The 19,766-nt window shown below is 69.9% G+C and carries 21 protein-coding genes; 10 read left to right on the top strand and 11 right to left on the bottom strand.

What is annotated here, in order from left to right; genetic code table 11:
- Positions 1 to 6: 6 nt before the first annotated feature.
- From ACX27O_RS19370 to ACX27O_RS19360, 3 genes are all read right to left on the bottom strand, one after another.
- A complete protein-coding gene (locus tag ACX27O_RS19370) occupies positions 7 to 837 on the bottom strand; it encodes a carbohydrate ABC transporter permease (RefSeq protein WP_210861717.1) in 831 nt (276 codons plus the stop codon).
- Positions 834 to 1,787 carry a carbohydrate ABC transporter permease gene (locus ACX27O_RS19365; RefSeq protein ID WP_458939851.1) on the bottom strand — a complete coding sequence of 318 codons (954 nt, stop codon included), beginning with the start codon at positions 1,785 to 1,787 and terminating at the stop codon, positions 834 to 836. Before ACX27O_RS19365 ends, ACX27O_RS19370 begins: the two co-directional genes overlap by 4 nt.
- A gap of 75 nt (positions 1,788 to 1,862) precedes the next feature.
- A complete protein-coding gene (locus ACX27O_RS19360) occupies positions 1,863 to 3,056 on the bottom strand; it encodes an ABC transporter substrate-binding protein (protein ID WP_167337288.1) in 1,194 nt (397 codons plus the stop codon).
- Between the two features lie 123 nt (positions 3,057 to 3,179).
- On the opposite strand from ACX27O_RS19360, the gene ACX27O_RS19355 reads away from it, so the two are divergent.
- The gene (locus ACX27O_RS19355; RefSeq protein ID WP_167337289.1) at positions 3,180 to 4,064 is read left to right on the top strand and encodes an IclR family transcriptional regulator; all 885 of its coding nucleotides are present in this window, start codon (positions 3,180 to 3,182) and stop codon (positions 4,062 to 4,064) included.
- Positions 4,065 to 4,082: 18 nt separating this feature from the next.
- On the opposite strand, the gene ACX27O_RS19350 is transcribed toward ACX27O_RS19355, so the two are convergent.
- A complete protein-coding gene (locus ACX27O_RS19350) occupies positions 4,083 to 4,397 on the bottom strand; it encodes a chorismate mutase (RefSeq protein WP_030330617.1) in 315 nt (104 codons plus the stop codon).
- Here ACX27O_RS19350 and ACX27O_RS19345 point away from each other — a divergent pair.
- Positions 4,304 to 5,194, top strand: a complete 891-nt coding sequence (locus tag ACX27O_RS19345; RefSeq protein ID WP_458939850.1) for a CDP-diacylglycerol diphosphatase — start codon at positions 4,304 to 4,306, stop codon at positions 5,192 to 5,194. The two genes, ACX27O_RS19350 and ACX27O_RS19345, sit on opposite strands and share 94 nt — an antisense overlap.
- 15 nt (positions 5,195 to 5,209) lie before the next feature.
- Here ACX27O_RS19345 and ACX27O_RS19340 read toward each other — a convergent pair whose 3' ends face one another.
- The 3 genes from ACX27O_RS19340 to ACX27O_RS19330 form a co-directional block, all read right to left on the bottom strand.
- A complete protein-coding gene (locus ACX27O_RS19340; protein WP_210864490.1) occupies positions 5,210 to 5,791 on the bottom strand; it encodes a TetR/AcrR family transcriptional regulator in 582 nt (193 codons plus the stop codon).
- Positions 5,784 to 6,620, bottom strand: a complete 837-nt coding sequence (locus ACX27O_RS19335; protein WP_458939849.1) for an alpha/beta fold hydrolase — start codon at positions 6,618 to 6,620, stop codon at positions 5,784 to 5,786. The genes ACX27O_RS19340 and ACX27O_RS19335 overlap by 8 nt, the downstream gene beginning before the upstream one ends.
- A 76-nt stretch (positions 6,621 to 6,696) precedes the next feature.
- Positions 6,697 to 7,485 (bottom strand): hypothetical protein, encoded by a 789-nt coding sequence (locus tag ACX27O_RS19330; protein WP_458939848.1) that lies wholly within the window; start codon positions 7,483 to 7,485, stop codon positions 6,697 to 6,699.
- 53 nt (positions 7,486 to 7,538) lie between these two features.
- On the opposite strand from ACX27O_RS19330, the gene ACX27O_RS19325 reads away from it, so the two are divergent.
- Positions 7,539 to 8,141, top strand: a complete 603-nt coding sequence (locus tag ACX27O_RS19325; protein WP_210857765.1) for a class I SAM-dependent DNA methyltransferase — start codon at positions 7,539 to 7,541, stop codon at positions 8,139 to 8,141.
- 93 nt (positions 8,142 to 8,234) lie between these two features.
- Here ACX27O_RS19325 and wrbA read toward each other — a convergent pair whose 3' ends face one another.
- Positions 8,235 to 8,843 (bottom strand): NAD(P)H:quinone oxidoreductase, encoded by a 609-nt coding sequence (gene wrbA / locus ACX27O_RS19320; RefSeq protein ID WP_360054437.1) that lies wholly within the window; start codon positions 8,841 to 8,843, stop codon positions 8,235 to 8,237.
- Positions 8,844 to 8,984: 141 nt separating this feature from the next.
- Complete coding sequence (locus tag ACX27O_RS19315) at positions 8,985 to 9,377, bottom strand: nuclear transport factor 2 family protein (RefSeq protein ID WP_210857767.1); 393 nt, start codon at positions 9,375 to 9,377, stop codon at positions 8,985 to 8,987.
- A gap of 237 nt (positions 9,378 to 9,614) precedes the next feature.
- On the opposite strand from ACX27O_RS19315, the gene ACX27O_RS19310 reads away from it, so the two are divergent.
- Positions 9,615 to 11,498, top strand: a complete 1,884-nt coding sequence (locus tag ACX27O_RS19310) for an alpha/beta hydrolase-fold protein (protein WP_210857768.1) — start codon at positions 9,615 to 9,617, stop codon at positions 11,496 to 11,498.
- A gap of 67 nt (positions 11,499 to 11,565) precedes the next feature.
- Here the strand turns inward: ACX27O_RS19310 and ACX27O_RS19305 are convergent, their stop codons facing one another.
- Positions 11,566 to 12,279 carry an alpha/beta fold hydrolase gene (locus ACX27O_RS19305; RefSeq protein ID WP_210857769.1) on the bottom strand — a complete coding sequence of 238 codons (714 nt, stop codon included), beginning with the start codon at positions 12,277 to 12,279 and terminating at the stop codon, positions 11,566 to 11,568.
- A 215-nt stretch (positions 12,280 to 12,494) separates the two neighbouring features.
- Between ACX27O_RS19305 and ACX27O_RS19300 the strand changes: the two genes are divergently transcribed.
- The 4 genes from ACX27O_RS19300 (at position 12,495) to ACX27O_RS19285 (ending at position 15,761) form a co-directional block, all read left to right on the top strand.
- Positions 12,495 to 13,133: a DNA alkylation repair protein gene (locus ACX27O_RS19300; protein WP_387218547.1), complete on the top strand. Its 639-nt coding sequence runs from the start codon at positions 12,495 to 12,497 to the stop codon at positions 13,131 to 13,133.
- 74 nt (positions 13,134 to 13,207) lie between these two features.
- Complete coding sequence (locus tag ACX27O_RS19295; protein ID WP_387218544.1) at positions 13,208 to 14,446, top strand: MFS transporter; 1,239 nt, start codon at positions 13,208 to 13,210, stop codon at positions 14,444 to 14,446.
- A gap of 219 nt (positions 14,447 to 14,665) precedes the next feature.
- Positions 14,666 to 15,430: a hypothetical protein gene (locus ACX27O_RS19290; protein WP_458939847.1), complete on the top strand. Its 765-nt coding sequence runs from the start codon at positions 14,666 to 14,668 to the stop codon at positions 15,428 to 15,430.
- Positions 15,431 to 15,476: 46 nt separating this feature from the next.
- Positions 15,477 to 15,761 (top strand): hypothetical protein, encoded by a 285-nt coding sequence (locus tag ACX27O_RS19285; protein WP_458939846.1) that lies wholly within the window; start codon positions 15,477 to 15,479, stop codon positions 15,759 to 15,761.
- A 103-nt stretch (positions 15,762 to 15,864) separates the two neighbouring features.
- Here the strand turns inward: ACX27O_RS19285 and murQ are convergent, their stop codons facing one another.
- Positions 15,865 to 16,758, bottom strand: a complete 894-nt coding sequence (gene murQ, locus ACX27O_RS19280) for an N-acetylmuramic acid 6-phosphate etherase (RefSeq protein WP_030330640.1) — start codon at positions 16,756 to 16,758, stop codon at positions 15,865 to 15,867.
- Between the two features lie 261 nt (positions 16,759 to 17,019).
- Here murQ and ACX27O_RS19275 point away from each other — a divergent pair, with 261 nt between their 5' ends.
- The gene (locus tag ACX27O_RS19275) at positions 17,020 to 18,579 is read left to right on the top strand and encodes a sodium:solute symporter (RefSeq protein WP_030330642.1); all 1,560 of its coding nucleotides are present in this window, start codon (positions 17,020 to 17,022) and stop codon (positions 18,577 to 18,579) included.
- A gap of 11 nt (positions 18,580 to 18,590) precedes the next feature.
- The gene (locus ACX27O_RS19270; RefSeq protein ID WP_358127441.1) at positions 18,591 to 19,763 is read left to right on the top strand and encodes an anhydro-N-acetylmuramic acid kinase; all 1,173 of its coding nucleotides are present in this window, start codon (positions 18,591 to 18,593) and stop codon (positions 19,761 to 19,763) included.
- Positions 19,764 to 19,766: the final 3 nt, after the last annotated feature.

Raw genomic sequence — 19,766 nt, 5'->3', positions numbered from 1 at the left:
TTCGGCTCAACCCTTCACCGCACCGGCGGTCATGCCGGACACCACGTACTTCTGGACCAACAGGTAGAAGGCGACGGCGGGCAGTGTGAACAGGAAGGCGACAGCCATCACCGTCTGGATCGGTGTTCCCAGCTCGCCGATGAAGTTCGCGATGCCGACGGAGGCGGGTTGCAGGTCGGGGTTGAAGATGAAGGTCACCGCGAACACGTACTCGTTCCAGGCGTGGAAGAAGGCGATGACCGCGGTGGCCGCGATCGACGGGGCGATGAGCGGCACGTTGATGCGGGTGAGGGTGGTGAACGGCCGGGCGCCGTCGGCGCGGGCGGCTTCCTCCAACTCCTTCGGGATGCCGTCGATGGCGCCCTTGAGGATCAAGGCGACGATCGGCAGCACGAAGGCGGAGTTGACGAGGACGAGGCCGGCCAGCGAGTCGAGCAGTTCGAAGCGGCGGAACAGCGCGAACAGCGGGACGACCATGAGCGCCTCGGGAAGCATCTGCGTGAACAGCAGCACGACGGTCAGCACGGCCTTGCCCCAGAACGAGAACCGGGACAGCGCGTAGCCGAGCGGGATGCCCAGGCCGACGGAGACGACCATGGTGCCGACGGCGATGATCAGGCTGTTGAGCAGCCAACCCGCGGCCTTGCCCTCGGCCAGCGCGTCCACGAAGACCCCGAACTGGCCGAGGTCCGGCGTGAGCCGGGGCTGGTCGGCGAAGAGGTCGCTGTTGCTGGACAGCGCCGTGACGAACATCCAGTACAGCGGGAACACCGCGACACCCAGCACGACGAGCACGGCGACGATCCGTGCGGTGACACCGAAACGGAAGCGCCTCATCGGACCTCCCCCTTCTCCACGGCACGGGCGACCAGGCGGCTGCCGATGATGACGATGAGCGAGATGACGACGCCGACCATGCCGATGGCCGCCGCCGATCCGAGTTCCTTGGAGTCGAACGCCTGCGAGTAGAGGTCGATGACGAGCGTCTCGGTAGCCCCGACCGGCCCGCCCTTGGTCATCAGCCAGATCAGCTCGAACCGCCGCAGCGACCAGATCGTCATCAGCAGGGCCAGCAGACCGACTGTCGGCTTGATGACCTGCCAGGTGACGGCGCGGAAGGTGGCCCACCGTCCCGCGCCGTCGACGGTCGCGGCCTCGTTGAGGTCCTGCGGAACGGACTGCAGCGCGGAGAGCAGCACCACGGAGGTGAACGGGAACAGCTGCCAGATGGTCGTGGCGAGCACCGCCGGGAGCGCGTAGCGCGGGCTGTCCAGGATGGCGCCGCCGGGCACCCCGAGCCCCACGGCGTCGAGGAAGCGGTTCACGATGCCGTACTGCGCGTTGAGCATCCAGGTGGCGATGAGCGCGACGGCGATACCGGGGGCGGCCCAGGGCACCGTCACCAGCGCCCGCGCCACGCCACGACCCCGGAACTTCTTGTTGAGCAGCAGCGCGACGACCAGCCCGGCGCCGATCGCGACGACGACGCAGGTGATCACGTAGACGATGGTGATCAGCAGGGTGCGGTGGAACTCGGGGTCGCCGAAGATCCGGTTGTAGTTGTCGAGCCCGACCCACTCGCTGCGGGTGGGGTTGAGCAGCCTCGTCCTGGTGAAGCTGAGGTACACCTCCTGGAGCAGGGGTACCGCCTGGAAGACGAGGATGAACAGCGCGGCGGGGGCCAGGAAGAGGTACGGCGTCCACTTGCTACCCAGGGGGCTGGGCCGACGCCGGGCCCGGCCTGGGGATGTTGTCTTCGGTGCTCCGGTCTGCTCGACCACAGTCATCGGGTTCGATCCTTCTGGGGAAGGACGCTGCCGGCGCACGGATCGTCGCGCCGGCAGCGTCGCCGTGTCGAGCGGTCAGCGGACCAGTTCGGTCGCCTGCTGCTGGGCGCGGTCCAGTGCCGACTTCAGGTCGGTCTTGCCCTGCAGGGCAGCGACGACGTTCTGCACGACCACCTTGCGGATGTCCGGCGTCTTGGCCTCGAACCCCAACACGATCTGCGGCAGGCTGGTCTCGGTGAGCCCGTCGAAGACGGTGAGGAACGGGGTCTCCTTGAGCGTCTCCGCGCTGCGCTGCGTGGTGGTGGCGACGCTGCTCGCACCGAGGATCTCCTGCAGCTTGACCTGGTTCTGCGGCTCCAGCGCCCACTTGATGAAGGTGCCCGCCTCCTCCTGGTGCTCGCTCGCCTCGTTGATGACGACCGGGGCGAGGATCGCGCCCTGCTTGCGGACCGGGAACGGGATGGGGGCGACGCTGAAGTTCAGCTTGGCGTTCTGGCCGCGGGTGGCGGTCACGTAGCCGCCGTTGTTGAGCTCCATCCCGACCTTGCCCTCGGCGAACATCCGCCGGAACGTCGCCGCGTCGGCTCCGCGCGGGATCACGTTCGCGTCGTAGAGGTCCTTGAACGCCTGCAGGCCCTTGAGGTTCTCGGGCGAGTTGATGGTCAGGTTCTTCCCGTCGGACCAGGCGCCGCCGAAGCCGTAGACGTAGTTGAAGATGTCCTGCCAGACACCGGCCTCCTCGGCCTCGGTCTGGCGGAACGCCAGACCGAAGACGTCGCCCTTGGTCAGCGACTTCGCCGTCGAGGTGAACTGCTCGAAGGTGGTCGGCGGCGTCGGGATCAGGTCCGCGTTGTAGAACATCGCGTAGTTCGACGCTTCGAAGATGACGCCGTGCCGGACACCGTCGTGGACCATGAACTGGTCCGGCTGCTTGAGCAGGTCGTACTTGCTGGCGTCGATCACCTTGTCCAGCGGCGCGACGAGGCCGGCGTCCGAGGCCGCCTCGAACTCGGGCATGTCGAAGCGGACCAGGTCGGGGCCCTTGCCGCTGCCCATCTGGGTGAGCACGGTCTGGCCGAAGGTCGGGTACGGCACCGCGGCGGCGGAGACCTGGACCTTGGTCTGGCTCTGGTTGAACTCTTCGAGCCACTTCGTCAACAGGGGCCCACGGCCGGGGTCGCCGAAGGTCGAGGCGGCGAAGGTCAGTTTGGTGACGCCGTCACCGGAGTCGCCGTCCGAGCCGCAACCGGTCAAGAGAGCGGCAACCAAGCCCAGGGCACATGTCGCCCTGACGATGCCGAAGCGAGAGCGCTGATTACCCATCGTTACTCCACTGTTACGAGTTGGCGTCAAGGGGGTGAAATTGCAACGATCGTAGCGCCATGTGCAACGGTGTCAAGTGGCGATTGCGCATCGCGTCATCTATATTGCACAATATGCAATGACAGCGACGGCGCTATCCGTCGCGCGAGGGGAGAAACAGCCTTGGCGCAATCGATTCGTCGCGCGATCGACCTCATCCGGCGATCCGCGGAGCACCCGCTGTCCCTTACCGAGGCTGCGGACGTGCTCGGCGTCCACAAGTCCACAGCCCTGCGCATCCTGCAAACACTGGAGTCCGCGCGCTTCGTCCGTCGGACCGGCGCGGGCACCTACGTGCTCGGCAGCGGCCTGATCGAGTTGTCCGAGCTCGCGCTCGGCTCGATGGACCTCCGCCAGCCCGCGGCCGCGCACCTTCGTGCGCTGCAACGCGAGACCGGCCACACCGTACACCTGGCGCAGCTGACCGGCGACGAGATCATCTATATCGACAAGGTGGACAGCCCGGCGTTCGACGCCGTCAAGCTGCCGTCACGGGTGGGACGCGCGGTGTCGATCTACGCCAGCGCCGTCGGCAAGACGATCCTGGCGTACCTGCCCCGGCAGGAGCGCGACCGCCTGCTCTCCCACGTCGTCTTCGAGAAATTCACCGACACCACCTTCACCGACCACGACGCCCTGGAAGCCGAACTCGCCCGCATCCAGCAGTGCGGCTGGGCCATGGACAACGGCGAGCACGACGCCTACGTGATGTGCGTGGCCGCGCCGATCAGGGATTCACGGGGCCAGGTCATCGCCGCCGCCTCGATCACGGCGATCGAGGTCATCGCGAGCCTCGATCAGCTGAAGAGCAACCTTCCGCTGTTGCTGGAGACCGCCAACAAGATCTCGTACGAGCTCGGCTACGCACCGCCAGCGACGGCGAGCCCGGAAGGTGCCGGCCACGGCGCGACCTGAGCGCGCCCGGCCGGACGATCACCGCGTCGGCGGCGCCGACCCGCCGGTGATCCGGTGGTGCTCGTCGGTCTCCATGTCGATGAAGGCCTGGATCATGCCCCGGTAGATCCGTTCGATCAGATCCGGGTCGGCGCCGGCCTCGCCCGCCAGCGCGCGGACCCGGGCCACCACCTGCGCCACGCGCTCCGGTGCGCGGACCGCCTGACCGTCGCTCTTGAGCGGGGCGGCCTGCCGGACCAGTGCCTCGCGCCGGGCGAGCAGGCCGACCAGGTCACCGTCGAGTTCGTCGATCCGAGCGCGGATCTCGGTCAGTGTCACAGCGGTCTCTGTCACGCCGGAAATCGTCGCACGACGACGACACGATCAGGCGGCCCGTTCACCGGCCGGCGCGCCAATTGCCCGCTTTCGCCCTAATCTCGACAACGTTCACGTTCGCCCCCAGCACGGCAACCACGGGACCGGGTCCAGGCTGCGAGGGTACGAAGACCGGCCCACCGTTTCCCCAGTGCCTGCGCACGACTCCCACGTACGTGGTCCTCAATGGAGGGTCGGGGTCGAACCACGACTACCTGCTCGTCCCCAGCTGCCGGATCAGCGGCATCGAGTGTCCGTTCATCACCACCGCCAGTGCCCCGAACTACTGGCTGGAGGCGTGGAACAACGCCCAGCCGGGGCAGCCCGGTCACGTCGTCTACCCGCACATCGGGCTGGGCGTCAACTCCGCCGACCCGACGATCCTGATGCAGGACCAGTTGCACATCCACCTGGCCGGCATCCACTCGGGAATCCAGACGCAACTGAACAACCACGACAGTGCGATCAGCAACGATCCGACGCGGTGGCGCAACCAGATCGTGCCGGTCTGGGGCCTGACCAGCACCGGCCTGCCCGCCCCCCGCTCGTACCGGGTGCTGCACGTCGCGAACCTGAACGGGAACCTCTTCCGGCTCCTCCTGGACAGCGTGGTGCGGCCGACCGGGACGACCATGGCGGCGCAGATGCTGGCCGTGACGCCCCGACTGACCGGAAGCGGCGGGTTCTACGTGCTGAACAGTGAGCCCGGCCTGCCGGTTCCGGCCGGGCAACCCGGTGGTACGGGCACCGTCGACTTCCTGCTCGCGTACGCCTGAGGGGTCGACCCGGTGTCAGCGGGCGCCGGTGCTGGCGCCGGCACGCAGGCCCTGATCGATAAAGTTGATCAGCCAGGTGAAGCTCTCGTCGACCGACGTGTCGATCTGGAACCCGCCGGCCGCCTCCAGGGTCGCGAACCCGTGCAGGACGCTGCGCAGCGTCCGCATGGCGTGGATCTCCTGGCCCGGGTCCAGCCCGTACCCGCTGAGCATGGCCGCCCAGGAGGCGAGCACCCGCTCGCTGGCCGGAATGAACGGGTCGTCGGGGCCGGTCGGGCGGACCGCGTTGGCCGCCGCGTACCGGCCGGGGTGTTCCCGCACGTACGTGCGCATCGCCTGCGCCCCCGCGGCGAGCGCGTCGCTACCGGACCGACCCTGGATGGCGTCACGGATGACATCGCCGGCCTCGGTCATGGCCAGGATCGCGATCCGGTGTGCCAGGTCGGCCTGGCTGCTGACGTGCTTGTAGAGCGAGGGGGTCTTGATCCCGAGCCGTTCGGCGAGCAGGCCCATGCTGAGGTTGTCGAAGCCGACCTCGTCGACAAGCGCGGCGGCGGCTTCGGTGACCGACGCCGGGGTGAGCCGAGCCTTAGGCATTGGTCAGCGTCCGGGCGAGGAAGGGCAGGGCCAGGGCGACGACCTCGTCGGGCGTCTGCGTGTGCGGGTAGTGTCCCGCGCCCTCGATGACGGCCAGCTCGCCGAGCCCCTGCGGCAGGTCGGCGATGATGCGTTCGCCCTCGGCCCGCGGGTCGGCCCAGTCGGGGTCGACGCTGCCCTGGATCACCAGGACCGGGCAGGTGACGTTGGGCAGCTGCCGACCAGCGTCGGCGGCGCTGGTCTTGGCCATGGCCTGGAGGGCCTTCATCCGGCCGGGCTCACTCATCTTGGCCTCGATGCGCGCCAGCTCGCTGTCCCAGTCGGCGGGCTTGGTCGGGATCGCCAGGTTGAGGTAGTTGCGCCAGCTCGCCACGCTGCCCCGCAGCAGCACCTGCGCCAGGTGCAGGTAGCCGGCCCGGTAGCGCTTGACCCGCACCAGCCCGGCGAGGTCGATGGACTGCGCGCGGGTGAACGGCGCCAGCTCGATGACGCCGGAGATCACGTCGGGCGCGGTCGCCGCCGCGATGGTCGCGGCACCGCCGCTGATCGACTGGCCGATGAGCACCGCCGGGCCGCCGAGGTGGCGTACCACGGCGACGAGATCGTCAGCGATGTCGGTGCGGCTGTAGCCGTCCCAGCCGAGGCTGGAGTCACCGCAGCCGCGGATGTCGACGGCGGCGACCCGGTATCCGGCGGCGGCCAGGGCCGGAGCGACGAACCGGTACGAGTGCCGGCTGTCGCCCATGCCGTGCGCCAGAACGACCAGTGGCCCCTGCCCGGTGAGGCCGTAGGCGATGGTGTTGCCGGCAATGTCCAGGTATTCGGTCATGACGCCTCCACAACGAGCTAATGCGATTAGCTTAAGGCTAACCGCATTAGCCGCAGAGGGCAAACGGCTGGCCCGGTTACCCGCCGCCACCCATGCCGAGCTGGGGATAGAGGGCATCGGGGGCGACGACCGCCCCGGCCGGCCGGACGACGCTGACGGTCGACCCGAAGTCGCTGTAGCGCAGGGACGCGCTCGGCAGACCACTGGCCTCCGGCATCAGGAAGCTGACCAGCCGACCCTCGGTGTCCAGCATCGCCCGGAACGCGTGTCGCCGTGCGCTGTCCGGAAAGACACCACCGGGATCGAGCCGGAAGCTGATCCCGTTACCGACGCCGATCCGGGTCGCGTCGATCGTCCCGGTGATCTGACTGCCGTCGGCACGTGCGGTGACGATCGCGTCGATGAGGCGGCCCGAGCCGCCGGAGTCGTTCCTGCCCGGCGCGAAGCTCAGGGCGAAGCCCGCCGGCACTCGGGCCGGGTCGAGGACCATCCACTGGTCGCCCACGCCCCGCAGGAGCTGACCGGCCTTCAGGTAGACGTCGTCGTCGATCATCCGGATCTCGATCGTCCCGCCCGGCGCCGTGATCGTGGCGTTCACACGCTTGTTGACGTTGTCGGTGTGCGACAGCGAGGTGATCTGGCTGGCGATGTCGACGTCGCTGCGAAAGCTCGTCTGATTGACGAACGCCGTGCCCGCCCGCAGCAGACCGACCGCCTCGGCGGTGGCGGCGGCGTCGGCGCTGGCGCTGGCGGTCGACTCCGGAGCGGTTCGAGGTTCCGGGTCGCGCTCCGCCCGCGTGCCAACCGAGCAACCCAGCAGAAGCAGGCCCACAGAGATGCCGGCCAGCGTGGCTCGACGTGTCATGGCCATCACGGTAGGCGCGACCCGCAAGGTGTGGTGACCCGTATAGTGCCGCGATGGAAACGGACCCGGTACGGCAGGCTTACACGTCCGTCGCAGAGCTGTACATCGAGATGTTCGGCACCAAGGAGCAGGTACACCCCGACGACCTCGCCCTCATCGAGCGACACCTGGGGGATCGACAGGGCCCGGTGCTCGATCTGGGCTGCGGGCCAGGCCACCTCACCGGTTACCTCCGGGCACTCGGTGTCGACGCGGCGGGGATCGACCTGGTCCCCGAGTTCATCGCGCACGCGCGGGCCGCCCACCCGGACGTCGAGTTCCGGCTCGGGTCGCTGGCCCACCTCGACGTCGCCGATGGGTCCGTCGACGGCATCCTGGCCTGGTACTCGTTGATCCATCTTCCGCCGCAGGAACTCGACGGCGTACTCACCGAGTTTCGCCGGGCGCTGGTCCCGGCCGGGCGGTTGGTGCTGGGCACCTTCTCCGCCGACGAGGTCGGCGCCTTCGACCACAAGGTCGTGACCGCCTATCGGTGGCCGCTCGACGCGCTCTCCGAGCGACTCACCCAGGCCGGCTTCCGGGAGGTCGAACGCCTACCCCGAGCCGGCGACGACCAGCACCGACCGCACGCCGCCATGGCCGCGGTGGTGGTGTGAGGCCGCCGAGGGCCGGCCTCCCCTCCAGGGAGCCCGGCCCTCGCGCAACTGCGCACCCGCGTCGAACCGGCGTCCGGTTCGGCGGCAGCACCCTCAGGCGTTGAGCTTCCCGGCGATCTTGACCACCCGCGAGGCCATGTGGTCCAGGGCGGCGAACTGGGCGTCGCCCAGCGGGGCGTCGTTGTTGCCGCCGGTGACGTGCGAGACGCCGTACGGGTTGCCGTCGGCGAACTTCAGCGGGTCGGTGTAACCCGGGGGCACGATCAGGCCGCCGAAGTGGTGGATGGTGTTGTAGAGCGCCAGCAGGGTCGACTCCTGGCCGCCGTGCGCGGTCATGGACGCGGTGAACCCGGCGTACACCTTGTCGGCGAGCAGCCCCTGCGCCCACTGCGGACCGAGGGTGTCGATGAACTGCTTGAGCTGGCTGGCGACGTTGCCGTACCGGGTGGGGGTGCCGAACAGCACCGCGTCCGCCCAGACGACGTCGTCGGCGGTCGCCTTCGGCTCGTTCTTCGTGGCGTCGAAGTGCTGGCTCCAGGCGGCGTTGGAGGCGATGGCCTCGCCCGGGGCGAGTTCCGGAACCTGACGCAGTCGCACCTCGGCGCCGGCCTTCTCGCCAGCCTCGGCGAGGCGCTTGGCCATGGCGTGCAGGGTCCCGGTGGACGAGTAGTAGATGACGGAAAGCTTGGTCATCGGAGGCATCCCTTCCCAAAGTAGTTGCTGTCGATAAATTTGCGGCCGCAACAATCTCGACTGTAGCAGTCGCCTCGCGGCACCCCAACGTCCTGCCCATGCCCGCCGCCGTGACGGAGCACACCACCCGACGGGCGCCGCGTTCCCACGTCACGACCCGTCCGGAGAGCTGGCCGGCTGCTGCCCCGGCCAGAACGGCCACTCCTCGAACGACCGGCACCGGCCGTCGCCGGCGAACCGGATGACCCACAGGTCGCGGTACTCCTGCTCGACCGGGTCGCCGTAGCGGACCTCCTGGCGCGACACGGCGGTGTCACCCTCGACCGCGACGATCTCCGCGGTCATCTGGAACACCTCGTCGGGACCCTTGCGCTGCTTCTCCCACATCCGGGCGATGGCCGGCAGCCCGACGACCGGCGTCCAGTACGGGCCCTGCTGGTAGCTCGCGTCCTCGGTGAAGAGCCCGACCAGGCCATCCGTGCCCGGCGTACGCCAGAGTCGCTCGTAGGCGGCGAGCCAGTCCTCGACGTGCGTACGGTCCATGGAATTCACCTTGCCACCCCGGCGGCGGCCAGCCGGGCGAACCCGCAGGCTGCCGGGGGTGCGGGCACGCTCGGGTGAGCGGGGCGCGAGCCCGGCGTCGGCGCCGCAAACCTTGACACCGAACGGCATACCCCGCCAGACTTCCCGATGCTAATTCGATTTAGCGTCCATCGAAACCCCTCGACTGCCAGTGCCCGGACCAGACCGCGACGTGCGACCACAGAGGAGTCTTCGCGCATGAGGGAAACGACCGGAAGACGCAGGCTCCGGCTTGCGATCTCGATTCTCGCGTTCACGGCACTCGGAGCGGGGGCCGTCGCCCCCGCGCCAGCTGCCGCCGCCGGCAGGCCCACCCCCGCGCCGGGCGCGACCGTCAAGGCGGACCGCACCTCACCCACCGGCTACACCGTCACGTTCGTCTACCGCAACCCGCACGCCACCCAGGTCCGCCTCGCCGGCGACCTGACCCTGCTCGACGTCAACACCGGCACCACGCGCTACCAGCCGGAACAGTGGCAACCGGGGCGCTACCACTCCGGCGGCACCGAGTTCCTCCGCGACATGACCAGAGACCCGAAGGGGAACTGGTCGGTCTCGGTCCCGCTGCACGCCGGAGGCCTCAGCTACTGGTACCGGGTCTGGGACCCGACCCAGGGCTGGGAGAACAAGCGCATCTGGGATCCCGCCTCGACGAACCCGCGGCCCCCGGGCGAGTCCTCGTTCCGGGTCAGGAACAACGACGTTCTCGACGCCGTGTCCGTGCCGTACGCCGAGAAGCAGAACGACCCGGTGCTCAAGAAACGCGCGGGCTACGAGTTGCCGGTGGCCGACCGCGCGAAGCGGGGCACGGTCACCTACATCCCGTACACCACGATCCTGGGCGACAGCGGCCACTACCTCGGCGTGTACCTGCCGGCCGGCTATGACGCCAACCGCGCGCAACCGTACAAGGTCGCGTACCTCGCGCACGGCATCTTCGGCGACGAGACCGACTTCATGGTCCCCGCGAACGTCCCGAACATCCTGGACAACATGATCGCCAAGGGTGAGATCGAGCCCACAGTGGTCGTCACCATGGGCAACCACTTCACGGGCACCAGCCTCGGCTTCGCCTCCTACAACCAGACCAACGCGGCCAACAACCTGGTCCAGACGATCCTGCCCCTCATCGAGGGCCGCTACCACGTCTCGACCGAACGCTCCGGGCGCGCCTACGCCGGGTTCTCGTACGGCGGGATGACGGGCGGCGTCGTGATCAGGAACTACCCGACCACCTTCGGGTTCTACGGACACTTCTCCGGCAACCCGTCGCTCACCACCGGGGACTACGACACCATCGCCAACGCGGTCGGAGACGACGACCTCTCCGTCTTCCTCGGCAACGGCGTCTTCGAGGGCAACCTCAACGCCCAGAACGCCATCGCTGACAACTTCCGGGCCCGGGGGTACGCCGCCGCGACGGCCCAGGTTCCCGGCGCGCACGACGGGATGACGGCGGGCCAACTGTTCACGATCTTCGCCCGGGACCATCTGTGGTCCGGGGTGGACTCGGTGTCGGTGACGCCCGCGTCGGTGAACCTGACGACAGGGTGGAACTGGACCAGGCAGTTCCGCGCCCGGGTGACGACCAACGAGGGCGTGAGCCCGGCGGTGACGTGGTCGGTGCGGGGGGCGACCTCCCCGGACACCACCATCTCCACGGCGGGCCTGCTCTCGGTCGCCGCCGGGGAAACCGCGTCGTCGCTCACGGTGGTGGCGACGTCGGTGATCGATCCGACCAAGTCCGCTTCGGCCCAGGTCACAGTGGTGCCGGCGGGCACGGCACGGGTCACGGTGAAGGCGAAGGCCGCGCCTGCCTCGGTCGTTCGCGGTGACACGTTCACACTGCGCGTCGACGTACGGGCACAGTCGCCGCACCCGAAGGCTCCGACGGTGACCGGCGAGGTCGCGGTCACCTTCGGCGGCGCGACCCACGTGGTGGCGCTGCGCGGTGGTGCGGCCGTCGTCGACCTGCCGACCGACGGACTGTCCGCGGGGGTGTACCCGGTGCACGTCGCCTACTCCGGTGACCCGGTGCACGCCCCCACCGCGGCCGTCCACCAGCGGCTGCGGGTCCGCTAGACAAGCAGGCGGGGTGGGCCGGCGGCCTTCCGGCGTCGGCCCCCCCGTCAGCTGAGCGTCCGGACCGTCAGCTCACCCCCCGAACCGCCTCGATGATCGACTCGGCGACCTCACTCGGGTCGGCCACCGCCATCGCGTGCGACCCGCCGACGACCTCGCGCTGCCCCCGAGGGTTGGCCCGCTCGGCCATGAAGCGGTGCGCCTCGACCGGGATGTTCTTGTCCAGGTCCCCGAACACGAACCAGCTGGGCAGCGACCGCCAGGCAGGGTCGCCGGTGAGCTGGTCTCCCAGGGCCTGCTCGGTGATCGGCCGCTGGGTCCGGGCCATCAGCGCGGCCATGTCGCCCGACGCGTCCGCGCAGAACTGCGCGTGGTACCGGTCCTGGGCGATCGCCACCTCGTTGCCACCGGTCGACACCGGGTACTGCACCAGCGTGTCGGCCAGGGTGCTGCCGGGGAACTTGCCCGACAGCGACAGTGCCGACTCCCCGGTGTCCGGGGCGAAGGCGTTGACGTACACGAGGGCCCGCACCGAGGTGTCGCCGGCCGCGGCCTGCGTGATCACCATGCCGCCGTACGAGTGGCCGACGAGGATGATCGGTCCACCGATCCCGCGTACGACATCCCGCACGTACGCGGCGTCGCCCGCGACGCTGCGCAGCGGATTCGCGACGGCCACCGAGTCGTACGCGGCGCCCATGCGCTCGAGCACTCCGTTCCAACTCGCCGACTCGGCGAACGCCCCGTGCACGAGCACGATGGTGGGCTGTGGATCAGGCATGACTGGTGCCCCCTCACTCCGTGAAGCTGTTCACCGCCGGTCGCACTGGTACGCCTGGATACCCGTCACGCGAATGTGAAACGTCCGGTCCCGGTGGCCTGCACCGGTCCTGCCGAACGCGTCGGTCGGCGGGCCAGCGCCGTAAGCTGCATCAACCCGATGGGCAGGAGGCTGCGGTGGCGGCGACGACGAGCACTGCGACGGCGGCCGAGGTGATGGCCGAGCTGGCCGAGCTGACGGACCCGAGGGCACTCGAGGTGAACGCCAGACACGGTGACGATCACGGTGTGCACCTCGGCGCGCTTCGGGCGCTCGCGAAGCGACTGAAGACGCAGCACGATCTCGCGCGCCAACTCTGGGCGACGGGTGAGTCCGCGGCGAGACTGCTGGCGATCCTGATCTGTCGTCCCCGGGTGTTCACGCGTGACGAGTTGGACGTCATGGTGCGCGAGGCGCGCACCCCGAAGGTGCACGACTGGCTGGTGAACTACGTGGTGAAGAAGAACCGGCACGCCGACGAGCTGCGGCTGGCCTGGTTCGCCGACGCGGATCCCGTGGTCGCGAGCGCCGGCTGGGCGCTGACCACCGAACGCGTGACGAAGAGTCCCGACAGTCTCGACCTCCCGGGACTGCTCGATGTGATCGAGGCCGAGATGGCGGATGCGCCGGATCGCCTCCAGTGGGCGATGAACCACTGCCTGGCGCAGATCGGGATCGAGCACGCCGAGCACCGCGCTCGGGCGATCGACATCGGCGAACGCCTGGGGGTGCTCAGGGACTACCCGACCTCCCCCGGCTGCACGTCTCCGTTCGCGCCGATCTGGATCACCGAGATGGTCCGCCGCGCGGGATAGACAGCACCTTCCCGGACGAGCCCTCGGAACGGGGTCGACGCCGTCCGGCACTCGTCCCTATAGTGAGTTCCATTATGGGACTTACTACCTTCTGGCGGTGGTGGGTCGCCGGCACGACCAGCCACCTCGGCTCGGCGGTCGGCGCGCTGGCCCTACCGCTGACCGCGCTGAACGTGCTCCACGCGTCGGCCTTCGAGATGGGTCTGATCACGGCGGCGGGCTATCTGGCGTACCTGCTGATCAGCCTGCCGGCCGGGGTGATCGTGCAGCGCGTGCCGCTGCGCGGCATGCAGGTCGGCCTGGACCTGGTCCGGGCCCTCGCCATCGCGTCGGTCCCGCTGGCCTGGTGGCTCGGCATGCTGACCGTGGCCCAGCTGATCGCTGTCGCCCTGGTGGTGAGCTTCGCCAACGTGCTGTTCGACGTGGCGAACCAGACGTTCCTGCCGGAGATCGTGCCGGCCGCGCAGTTGCAGGCCCGCAACAGCCTCACCTCCGGCACCCATGCCGCCACCACGCTGGGCGGGCCGTCCCTGGGCGGCTTCGCGGTGGCGGTGCTGGGCGCGGTGCCGACGCTCTTCGTGGACGCCGTCAGCTATCTGGTCTCCGCGGTGTTGCTGCGCACCCTGCCGGCTCGCCGGGTGCAGCGACCGGCCGAGCGACCACCGATGGTCACGATGATCCGCGAGGGCTGGCACTTCGTGCTGCGACACCCGATCATCGGACCGGCCATGTGGGACGCCACCGCGACGAACTTCGTCAGCGGCGCGATGCTGGCCCTCTTCCCGTTCTACCTGGTGCGCGAGCTGCACGCATCGCCGGTCCTGGTCGGGCTGCTGATCGCCACCGACGGTCTCGGCACACTCATCGGCGCCGCGCTGACGACCCGCTTCACCAACCGGTTCGGCACCGCCCGCGGCCTGATCATCGCGGCCTTCGTCGGCGTGGCCGGCGCGCTCATCATCCCGCTGGGTACCGGCACCGCCGCATTCCTGGCCTTCGCGGCCGGCAACCTCATCCTCGCCAGCTCCACAGTGGTGCTCAGCGTGACCACCCGCACGTACCGGATGCTCGCCAGCCCACCGGAGCTGTTGTCCCGGGTGATCGCCACTGTCAAGTTCGTCTCCTGGGGCGCCATCCCGGTCGGTGGCCTGCTCGCCGGCCTCCTGGCCGGGCCGCTCGGTGCCCGCACGACATTGCTGATCTTCGGGGCGCTCACCGTGCTGTCCCCGATCATCTACCTGTCGACGCCGATCCGCGGCCTGCGCGACCTGCCACTCGACAGCGCGCCGGCCCCCACCGAGGCCCGGGTGTGAAGCCCACCCCCGCTCCGTCCACAGTGCTCGGCCAGGACATCGACAGAAGGTGTAGCCAACGGTTCACCGGGGCAAGAACCCGCACATGAGGCAAGCGACACTGCGGCACGGGTACCTGCCCGACCAGCGGCACCGCACTGGCGAGTCCGGCCGGGCAGGGCCGGCGACGTCGCTGCCGACGGCCGCCGGCTGATGCGGTTGAGGCACAGCCTTCCCCCGGTGGCGCTCGGGGCGGCGGCGCTCGGGGCGGCCCTGGGCGCCAGCCCCGCCCACGCCGACAGCCCGTCACCGTCGCGTCTCCCGCCGCTGGAGGTCGCCACCTCGCCACAGGCCCTCTCGGTTTCGGTGGACGACGTCGTCGAGGTGCAGCTGGATGTCCCACTGCCTGTGCGGACCACTGCCGTCCCGCTGCCCCTGCCGTCCACGGACCCGCTGCCCCTGCCGTCGATAGAACCGCCGCCCCTGCCGGTACCGACGCTGTCGGCCAGGCCGGTGCCGACAGTGTCGGCCAAGCCGGTACCGACAGTGTCGGCCAAGCCGGTACCGACAGTGTCGGCCAGGCCGGCCACCACCGCGCCACGTCGTCCGGCCCGTGCCCCCTCGTCGCCGCGCACCACGCCGACGCCAGCCGCCCCGGTCCCGCCTGCCGTACGCGTTGACCAGTCGGCGCCGTCGACGGTGTCCCCGGGCGGTGCCCACGGCAGGTCCGATGGCCGCGCGTCGGATCGGGCGCGGCCGACGACGGCCACCGTCACCGGTGAGCGGCCCGTCCCGCCGGCCCGTCCCGCACCGGGGCCGCCGGTGTTCGTCGTGGCGCTCGCCACCGGGCCGGCCACCACCAGCACCGGCGGTGCCGAGCCACCTCCGTCGACAGCCGAAGCTCCGCCATCCATCCCGCTGCTGCGGGCCGGGTTCACCGTCAGCGCCGTCGACCTGCGCGCTACCGGTCTACCGGTGGAGCGGGGTCCTCCCCCGCCCCGGTAGCTCCTGATCACCCACTCACGTCCACGACGTTGATCAGGAGAGACTCATGGAAATCGCCGTCATCTGGATCCCCGCCGACATCGAGCCGTCGGAGCCCGCCGTCGCGAAGTGTCTCCGCCACCTTCGCCGACACTCGTACCGATTCGCGGGAACCGTGCGGGCACCGTGGGAGACCGTCGAACAGAGCATGATCGACGGGGAGGTGGATGTCGTCGTCATCGCCGATTTCGCCCACCTCCCGCCGGACCGGTCCCCCCGGATCGAGCTGGCCAGGGCCACCGGAGACGATGCGGACGGGGACCAGCCGGCTCCCGACACCCAGCAGCACTGACACCACGAAGCGCCCCGTCCGCAACGAACGGGGCGCTTCGTCGATCTGGTAGCGGGTCAGCCGCGGGACAGCTCGCCCCGCCGAAGGCCGGCCTCCCGACGGGTCAGGCGGCGACGGCCGCCCGGACGTCGTCGTCGGCGTCGCGCAGCCGGGCCGCGGCCTCCTCGGCGGTGCAGTTCGCCAGCAGCAGCACGATGGCCGTCTTGGCGTGCCCGCGCGCCGCCGCGAGCGCCCGCGCGGCGGTGTCCAGGTCGGTGTCGGCGGCCTCGGCGACGATCCGACGGGCCCGGTCGACGAGCTTCTCGTTGGTGGCGTTCATGTCCACCATCAGATTGCCGTAGACCTTGCCCAGCCGGGCCATCGCGGCGGTCGAGAGCATGTTGCAGACCAGCTTCTCGGCGGTGCCGGCCTTGAGCCGGGTGGAGCCGGTGAGCACCTCGGGCCCGGTGGGCACCTCGATGGCGACGTCGGCGTGCCGGCTGGTCACCGCGTCGGTGTTGCAGGCCACCGAGACGGTCGCCGCGCCGCGCGCGCGGGCGTGGTCCAACCCGCCGACCACGTACGGGGTACGGCCGCTGGCGGCGAGCCCGACCACCGTGTCGCGGGCGGTCAGGCCGACTGCGTCGAGGTCGGCGACGGCGCGGGTCGGGTCGTCCTCGGCGCCCTCGACGGCGACACCGAAGGCGCGTGCCCCGCCGGCGAGCAGCCCGACGACCCGATCGGGTGTGGTGCCGAAGGTGGGTGGGATCTCGACGGCGTCGAGCATGCCGATCCGGCCGCTGGTGCCCGCGCCGAGGTAGATCAGCCGTCCGCCCTGGCGTAGCGACGCCACGATGACGTCGACGGCGGCGGCGATGTCCGGCACGGCCCGGCGGACGGCCTCGGCGACCGTCTGGTCCTCGTCGTTCATCGCGAGAAGCAACTCGGTGGGAGACATCCGGTCGAGGTCGCTGGTCTTGTCGTTGCGGGTCTCGGTGCCGAGGGTGCTGAGGTCCACGGGGTGCTCGTTCCTCTCGCTGGTGTGCAGTCGCCGGCCGGCGGGGCGCGGATCTCCGGTCGCCCGGCGGCCCGGGACGACTCGTCGTCGAGCGCGTCCTCGCGACCCGCCGCCACGGCCAGGCCGCGGCGCAGCTGCGAACAGTCCCCGTATCAGCAGGCTGAAACCACAGCGTAACCAGCCCGGCCGGGCGGTGGCAAAAAGTTTCGCGTTACCCTGGTCCAACGTCACTTCTTGACAATCGCTGGTTGGGAGCGAGCCGTGCGTCAACTCGACCTCGTCGTGATCGTGCTGTACCTCGTGGTGATCGCCTTCGTCGGACTACGCCTGTCCGGCAAACAGAAGTCCGCCAAGGACTACTTCGTCGGCGAGGGCCGACTGCCCTGGTGGACCGTCTCGTTCTCCGTGGTCGCCACCGAGACCAGCGTCCTGACCGTGATCAGTGTTCCCGGCGGCGCCTACAGCGGTCAGGGCTTCGGCAACGTCGAGCTGGCCCTGGGTTACGTCATCGGTCGGGTCGTCGTGGCCGCGGTGCTCATCCCGCTGTACAAGCGGGGTGGGTTCGTCAGCGCCTACCAGTACCTCGGTGAGCGGTTTGGCCTGAAACTCCAGGGTCTGGCGTCGGTGACGTTCGTCTTCACCCGCCTGCTCGCCGAGGGCGTACGGCTGTTCGCCTCGGCCATCCCCATCAAGCTGCTCCTCGACGAGTTCGGGCTGAACGTCAGCTACCAGGCCATCATCATCGTGCTCACCCTCATCACGGTGGTCTACACCTACCTCGGTGGCATCAAAGCGGTCATCTGGACCGACGCCATCCAGATGGGGCTGTATCTGGGTGGGGCGATCCTGGCCATCGCGGTGCTCAGCCACGCCGTCGGCTTCGACGGCTACTCGCAGGCATTCGACGCCGGCAAGTTCCAGCTCTTCGACACCAACTTCGACCTCGCGCACGTGCTCACCAGCCCGTTCGCCCTGCCGACCGCGATCATCGGTGGCGCGATCTTCGCGATGGCCAGCCACGGGTCGGACCAGCTGATCGTCCAGCGCATCCTGTCCACCCGGACGCTGCGCGAGGGGCAGCAGGCGATGATCTCCTCGGGCATCTTCGTGGTGATCCAGTTCGCGGCGTTCTCCCTGGTCGGGGCGCTGCTGTGGTCGTACAACAAGGGTCAGAGCTTCAAGGAGCTCGGCCTGGCCAGTAGCGACAACCTCTACCCGAGCTTCATCCTGCACGCTCTGCCGGTGGGCATCTCGGGTCTGCTGGTGGCCGGCATCCTCGGCGCCGCGATGGGTTCGCTGTCGTCGGCGCTGAACTCGATGTCGAACTCCACCGTCGCCGACTTCATCCACAGCTTCTTCCGCACGGTCCCGTCGGACGACGTGATGCTCCGGCTCGCCCGGGTGATGACCCTGGTCTGGGCGGTGCTGATGGCGGTCTTCGCCTGCGCGTTCAGCTCCAGCACCGGAAACGTCTACCTGACCGGTCTGACCATCGCCGGCTACACCTACGGCGCACTGCTCGGGGCCTTCCTGCTCGGCCGCCTGGTCAAGCGGGCCAACCAGGTCGACGCGGTGATCGCCTTCCTGGTCACCGTGGCGGTGATGACCTACATCGTCCGCTACGTCAAGATCGATGTGACGACGGCCGGGACCACCACCGCCACCGCCATCGCCGCGCAGTGGCTGGTCCCGATCGGCGTCCTGATCACCCTGGTCGTCGGCGCGGTGTCGAGCCGGTTCCACCCGGCCCCGGAGACGCCGTACGACCATGGACGCACCGACGAGGTCGACGAGACGGCAGCGCCCGCCGGCCGGGCATGAAGGAGGACGTGATGCGCGTGATCGGCCTGATGTCCGGAACCTCCTACGACGGCATCGAAGCCGCCGCCGCCGACCTCGACCTCAGCGGTGACACGCTGCGGATGCGAACGCTGGGTCGGCTCAGTCACCCGTACCCCGAGCAGCTGCGCACCCGGATCGCCGCCGCCCTGCCGCCCGCCCCGACCACCACCGAGGCGATCTGCGTGTTGGACACCGGCATCGGCCAGGCGTTCGCCGAGGCTGGCGTGCGGGCCCTCGCGGAACTCTGCGATGGCCACGCCGACCTGCTCGTCTCGCACGGGCAGACCATGCACCACTGGGTCGAGGACGGCACGGTGCGTGGCACCCTCCAGCTGGGTCAGCCGGCCTGGATCGCGGAGGCCACCGGTCTTGCGGTGGTGGCCGACCTGCGCAGCCGCGACGTCGCCGCCGGCGGCCAGGGTGCCCCCCTGGTCGCCCTCTTCGACGCGCTGCTGCTGGGCGGCCTGCCCGGCGTCCCGGCCGCCCTGAACCTGGGCGGCATCGCCAACATCACCGTCGTCGCGCCGGACGCCGACCCGCTCGCCTTCGACACCGGCCCGGCCAACGCGCTCCTCGACGCCGCCGCCCGCCACTTCAGCGGAGGCACCGAGCACTACGACCGGGACGGACGCGGGGCGGCCGCCGGGCAGGTGAACCCGGCCCTGCTGCGGCGACTGCTCGACGAGCCGTACTACCGGCTGCCCAGCCCGAAGAGCACCGGCAAGGAGCTGTTCCACACGCCCTACCTGCTGGCCGCCCTCGCCGACGCGCCCACCCCGGACCCGCAGGACGTGCTGGCCACGCTCACCCGACTGACGGCGGTCACGGTGGCCGACGCCTGCCGCGATCACGGCGTCACCCGGCTCGTCGTCTCCGGCGGCGGGGCGCGCAATCCGACGCTGATGCGCATGATCGCCGACGAGCTGCAAGACGTCGACCTGTCGTCGAGCGACGACCTGGGCATCGCCTCGGACGCCAAGGAGGCGTTGGCCTTCGCGCTGCTGGGCTACCTGACCGTGCACGGGCTGCCGGGCACCCTGCGCTCGGGCACCGGCGCGCGGCACCCGTCCGTGCTCGGCAGCATCACGCCCGGCCGGCAGCCGCTACGGCTGCCCGCGCCGGTCAGCACCGCTCCCAACCGGCTACAGATCGTCGCCGACTGACCG

It is taken from the genome of Micromonospora sp. SD19, from assembly GCF_054462275.1.
The sequence above is the reverse complement of the archived record's forward strand: the minus strand, read 5'-3'. Positions and strand labels throughout refer to the sequence as shown.

Bases quoted from the DNA above. Each gene is read 5' to 3' on its own strand.
- ACX27O_RS19370 (WP_210861717.1), bottom strand. From the start codon at position 837: ATGAGGCGCTTCCGTTTCGGTGTCACCGCACGGATCGTCGCCGTGCTC.
- ACX27O_RS19365 (WP_458939851.1), bottom strand. From the start codon at position 1,787: ATGACTGTGGTCGAGCAGACCGGAGCACCGAAGACAACATCCCCAGGC.
- ACX27O_RS19340 (WP_210864490.1), bottom strand. From the start codon at position 5,791: ATGCCTAAGGCTCGGCTCACCCCGGCGTCGGTCACCGAAGCCGCCGCC.
- ACX27O_RS19335 (WP_458939849.1), bottom strand. From the start codon at position 6,620: ATGACCGAATACCTGGACATTGCCGGCAACACCATCGCCTACGGCCTC.
- ACX27O_RS19330 (WP_458939848.1), bottom strand. From the start codon at position 7,485: ATGACACGTCGAGCCACGCTGGCCGGCATCTCTGTGGGCCTGCTTCTG.
- ACX27O_RS19325 (WP_210857765.1), top strand. From the start codon at position 7,539: ATGGAAACGGACCCGGTACGGCAGGCTTACACGTCCGTCGCAGAGCTG.
- wrbA (WP_360054437.1), bottom strand. From the start codon at position 8,843: ATGCCTCCGATGACCAAGCTTTCCGTCATCTACTACTCGTCCACCGGG.
- ACX27O_RS19315 (WP_210857767.1), bottom strand. From the start codon at position 9,377: ATGGACCGTACGCACGTCGAGGACTGGCTCGCCGCCTACGAGCGACTC.
- ACX27O_RS19310 (WP_210857768.1), top strand. From the start codon at position 9,615: ATGAGGGAAACGACCGGAAGACGCAGGCTCCGGCTTGCGATCTCGATT.
- ACX27O_RS19305 (WP_210857769.1), bottom strand. From the start codon at position 12,279: ATGCCTGATCCACAGCCCACCATCGTGCTCGTGCACGGGGCGTTCGCC.
- ACX27O_RS19300 (WP_387218547.1), top strand. From the start codon at position 12,495: ATGGCCGAGCTGGCCGAGCTGACGGACCCGAGGGCACTCGAGGTGAAC.
- ACX27O_RS19295 (WP_387218544.1), top strand. From the start codon at position 13,208: ATGGGACTTACTACCTTCTGGCGGTGGTGGGTCGCCGGCACGACCAGC.
- ACX27O_RS19285 (WP_458939846.1), top strand. From the start codon at position 15,477: ATGGAAATCGCCGTCATCTGGATCCCCGCCGACATCGAGCCGTCGGAG.
- ACX27O_RS19270 (WP_358127441.1), top strand. From the start codon at position 18,591: ATGCGCGTGATCGGCCTGATGTCCGGAACCTCCTACGACGGCATCGAA.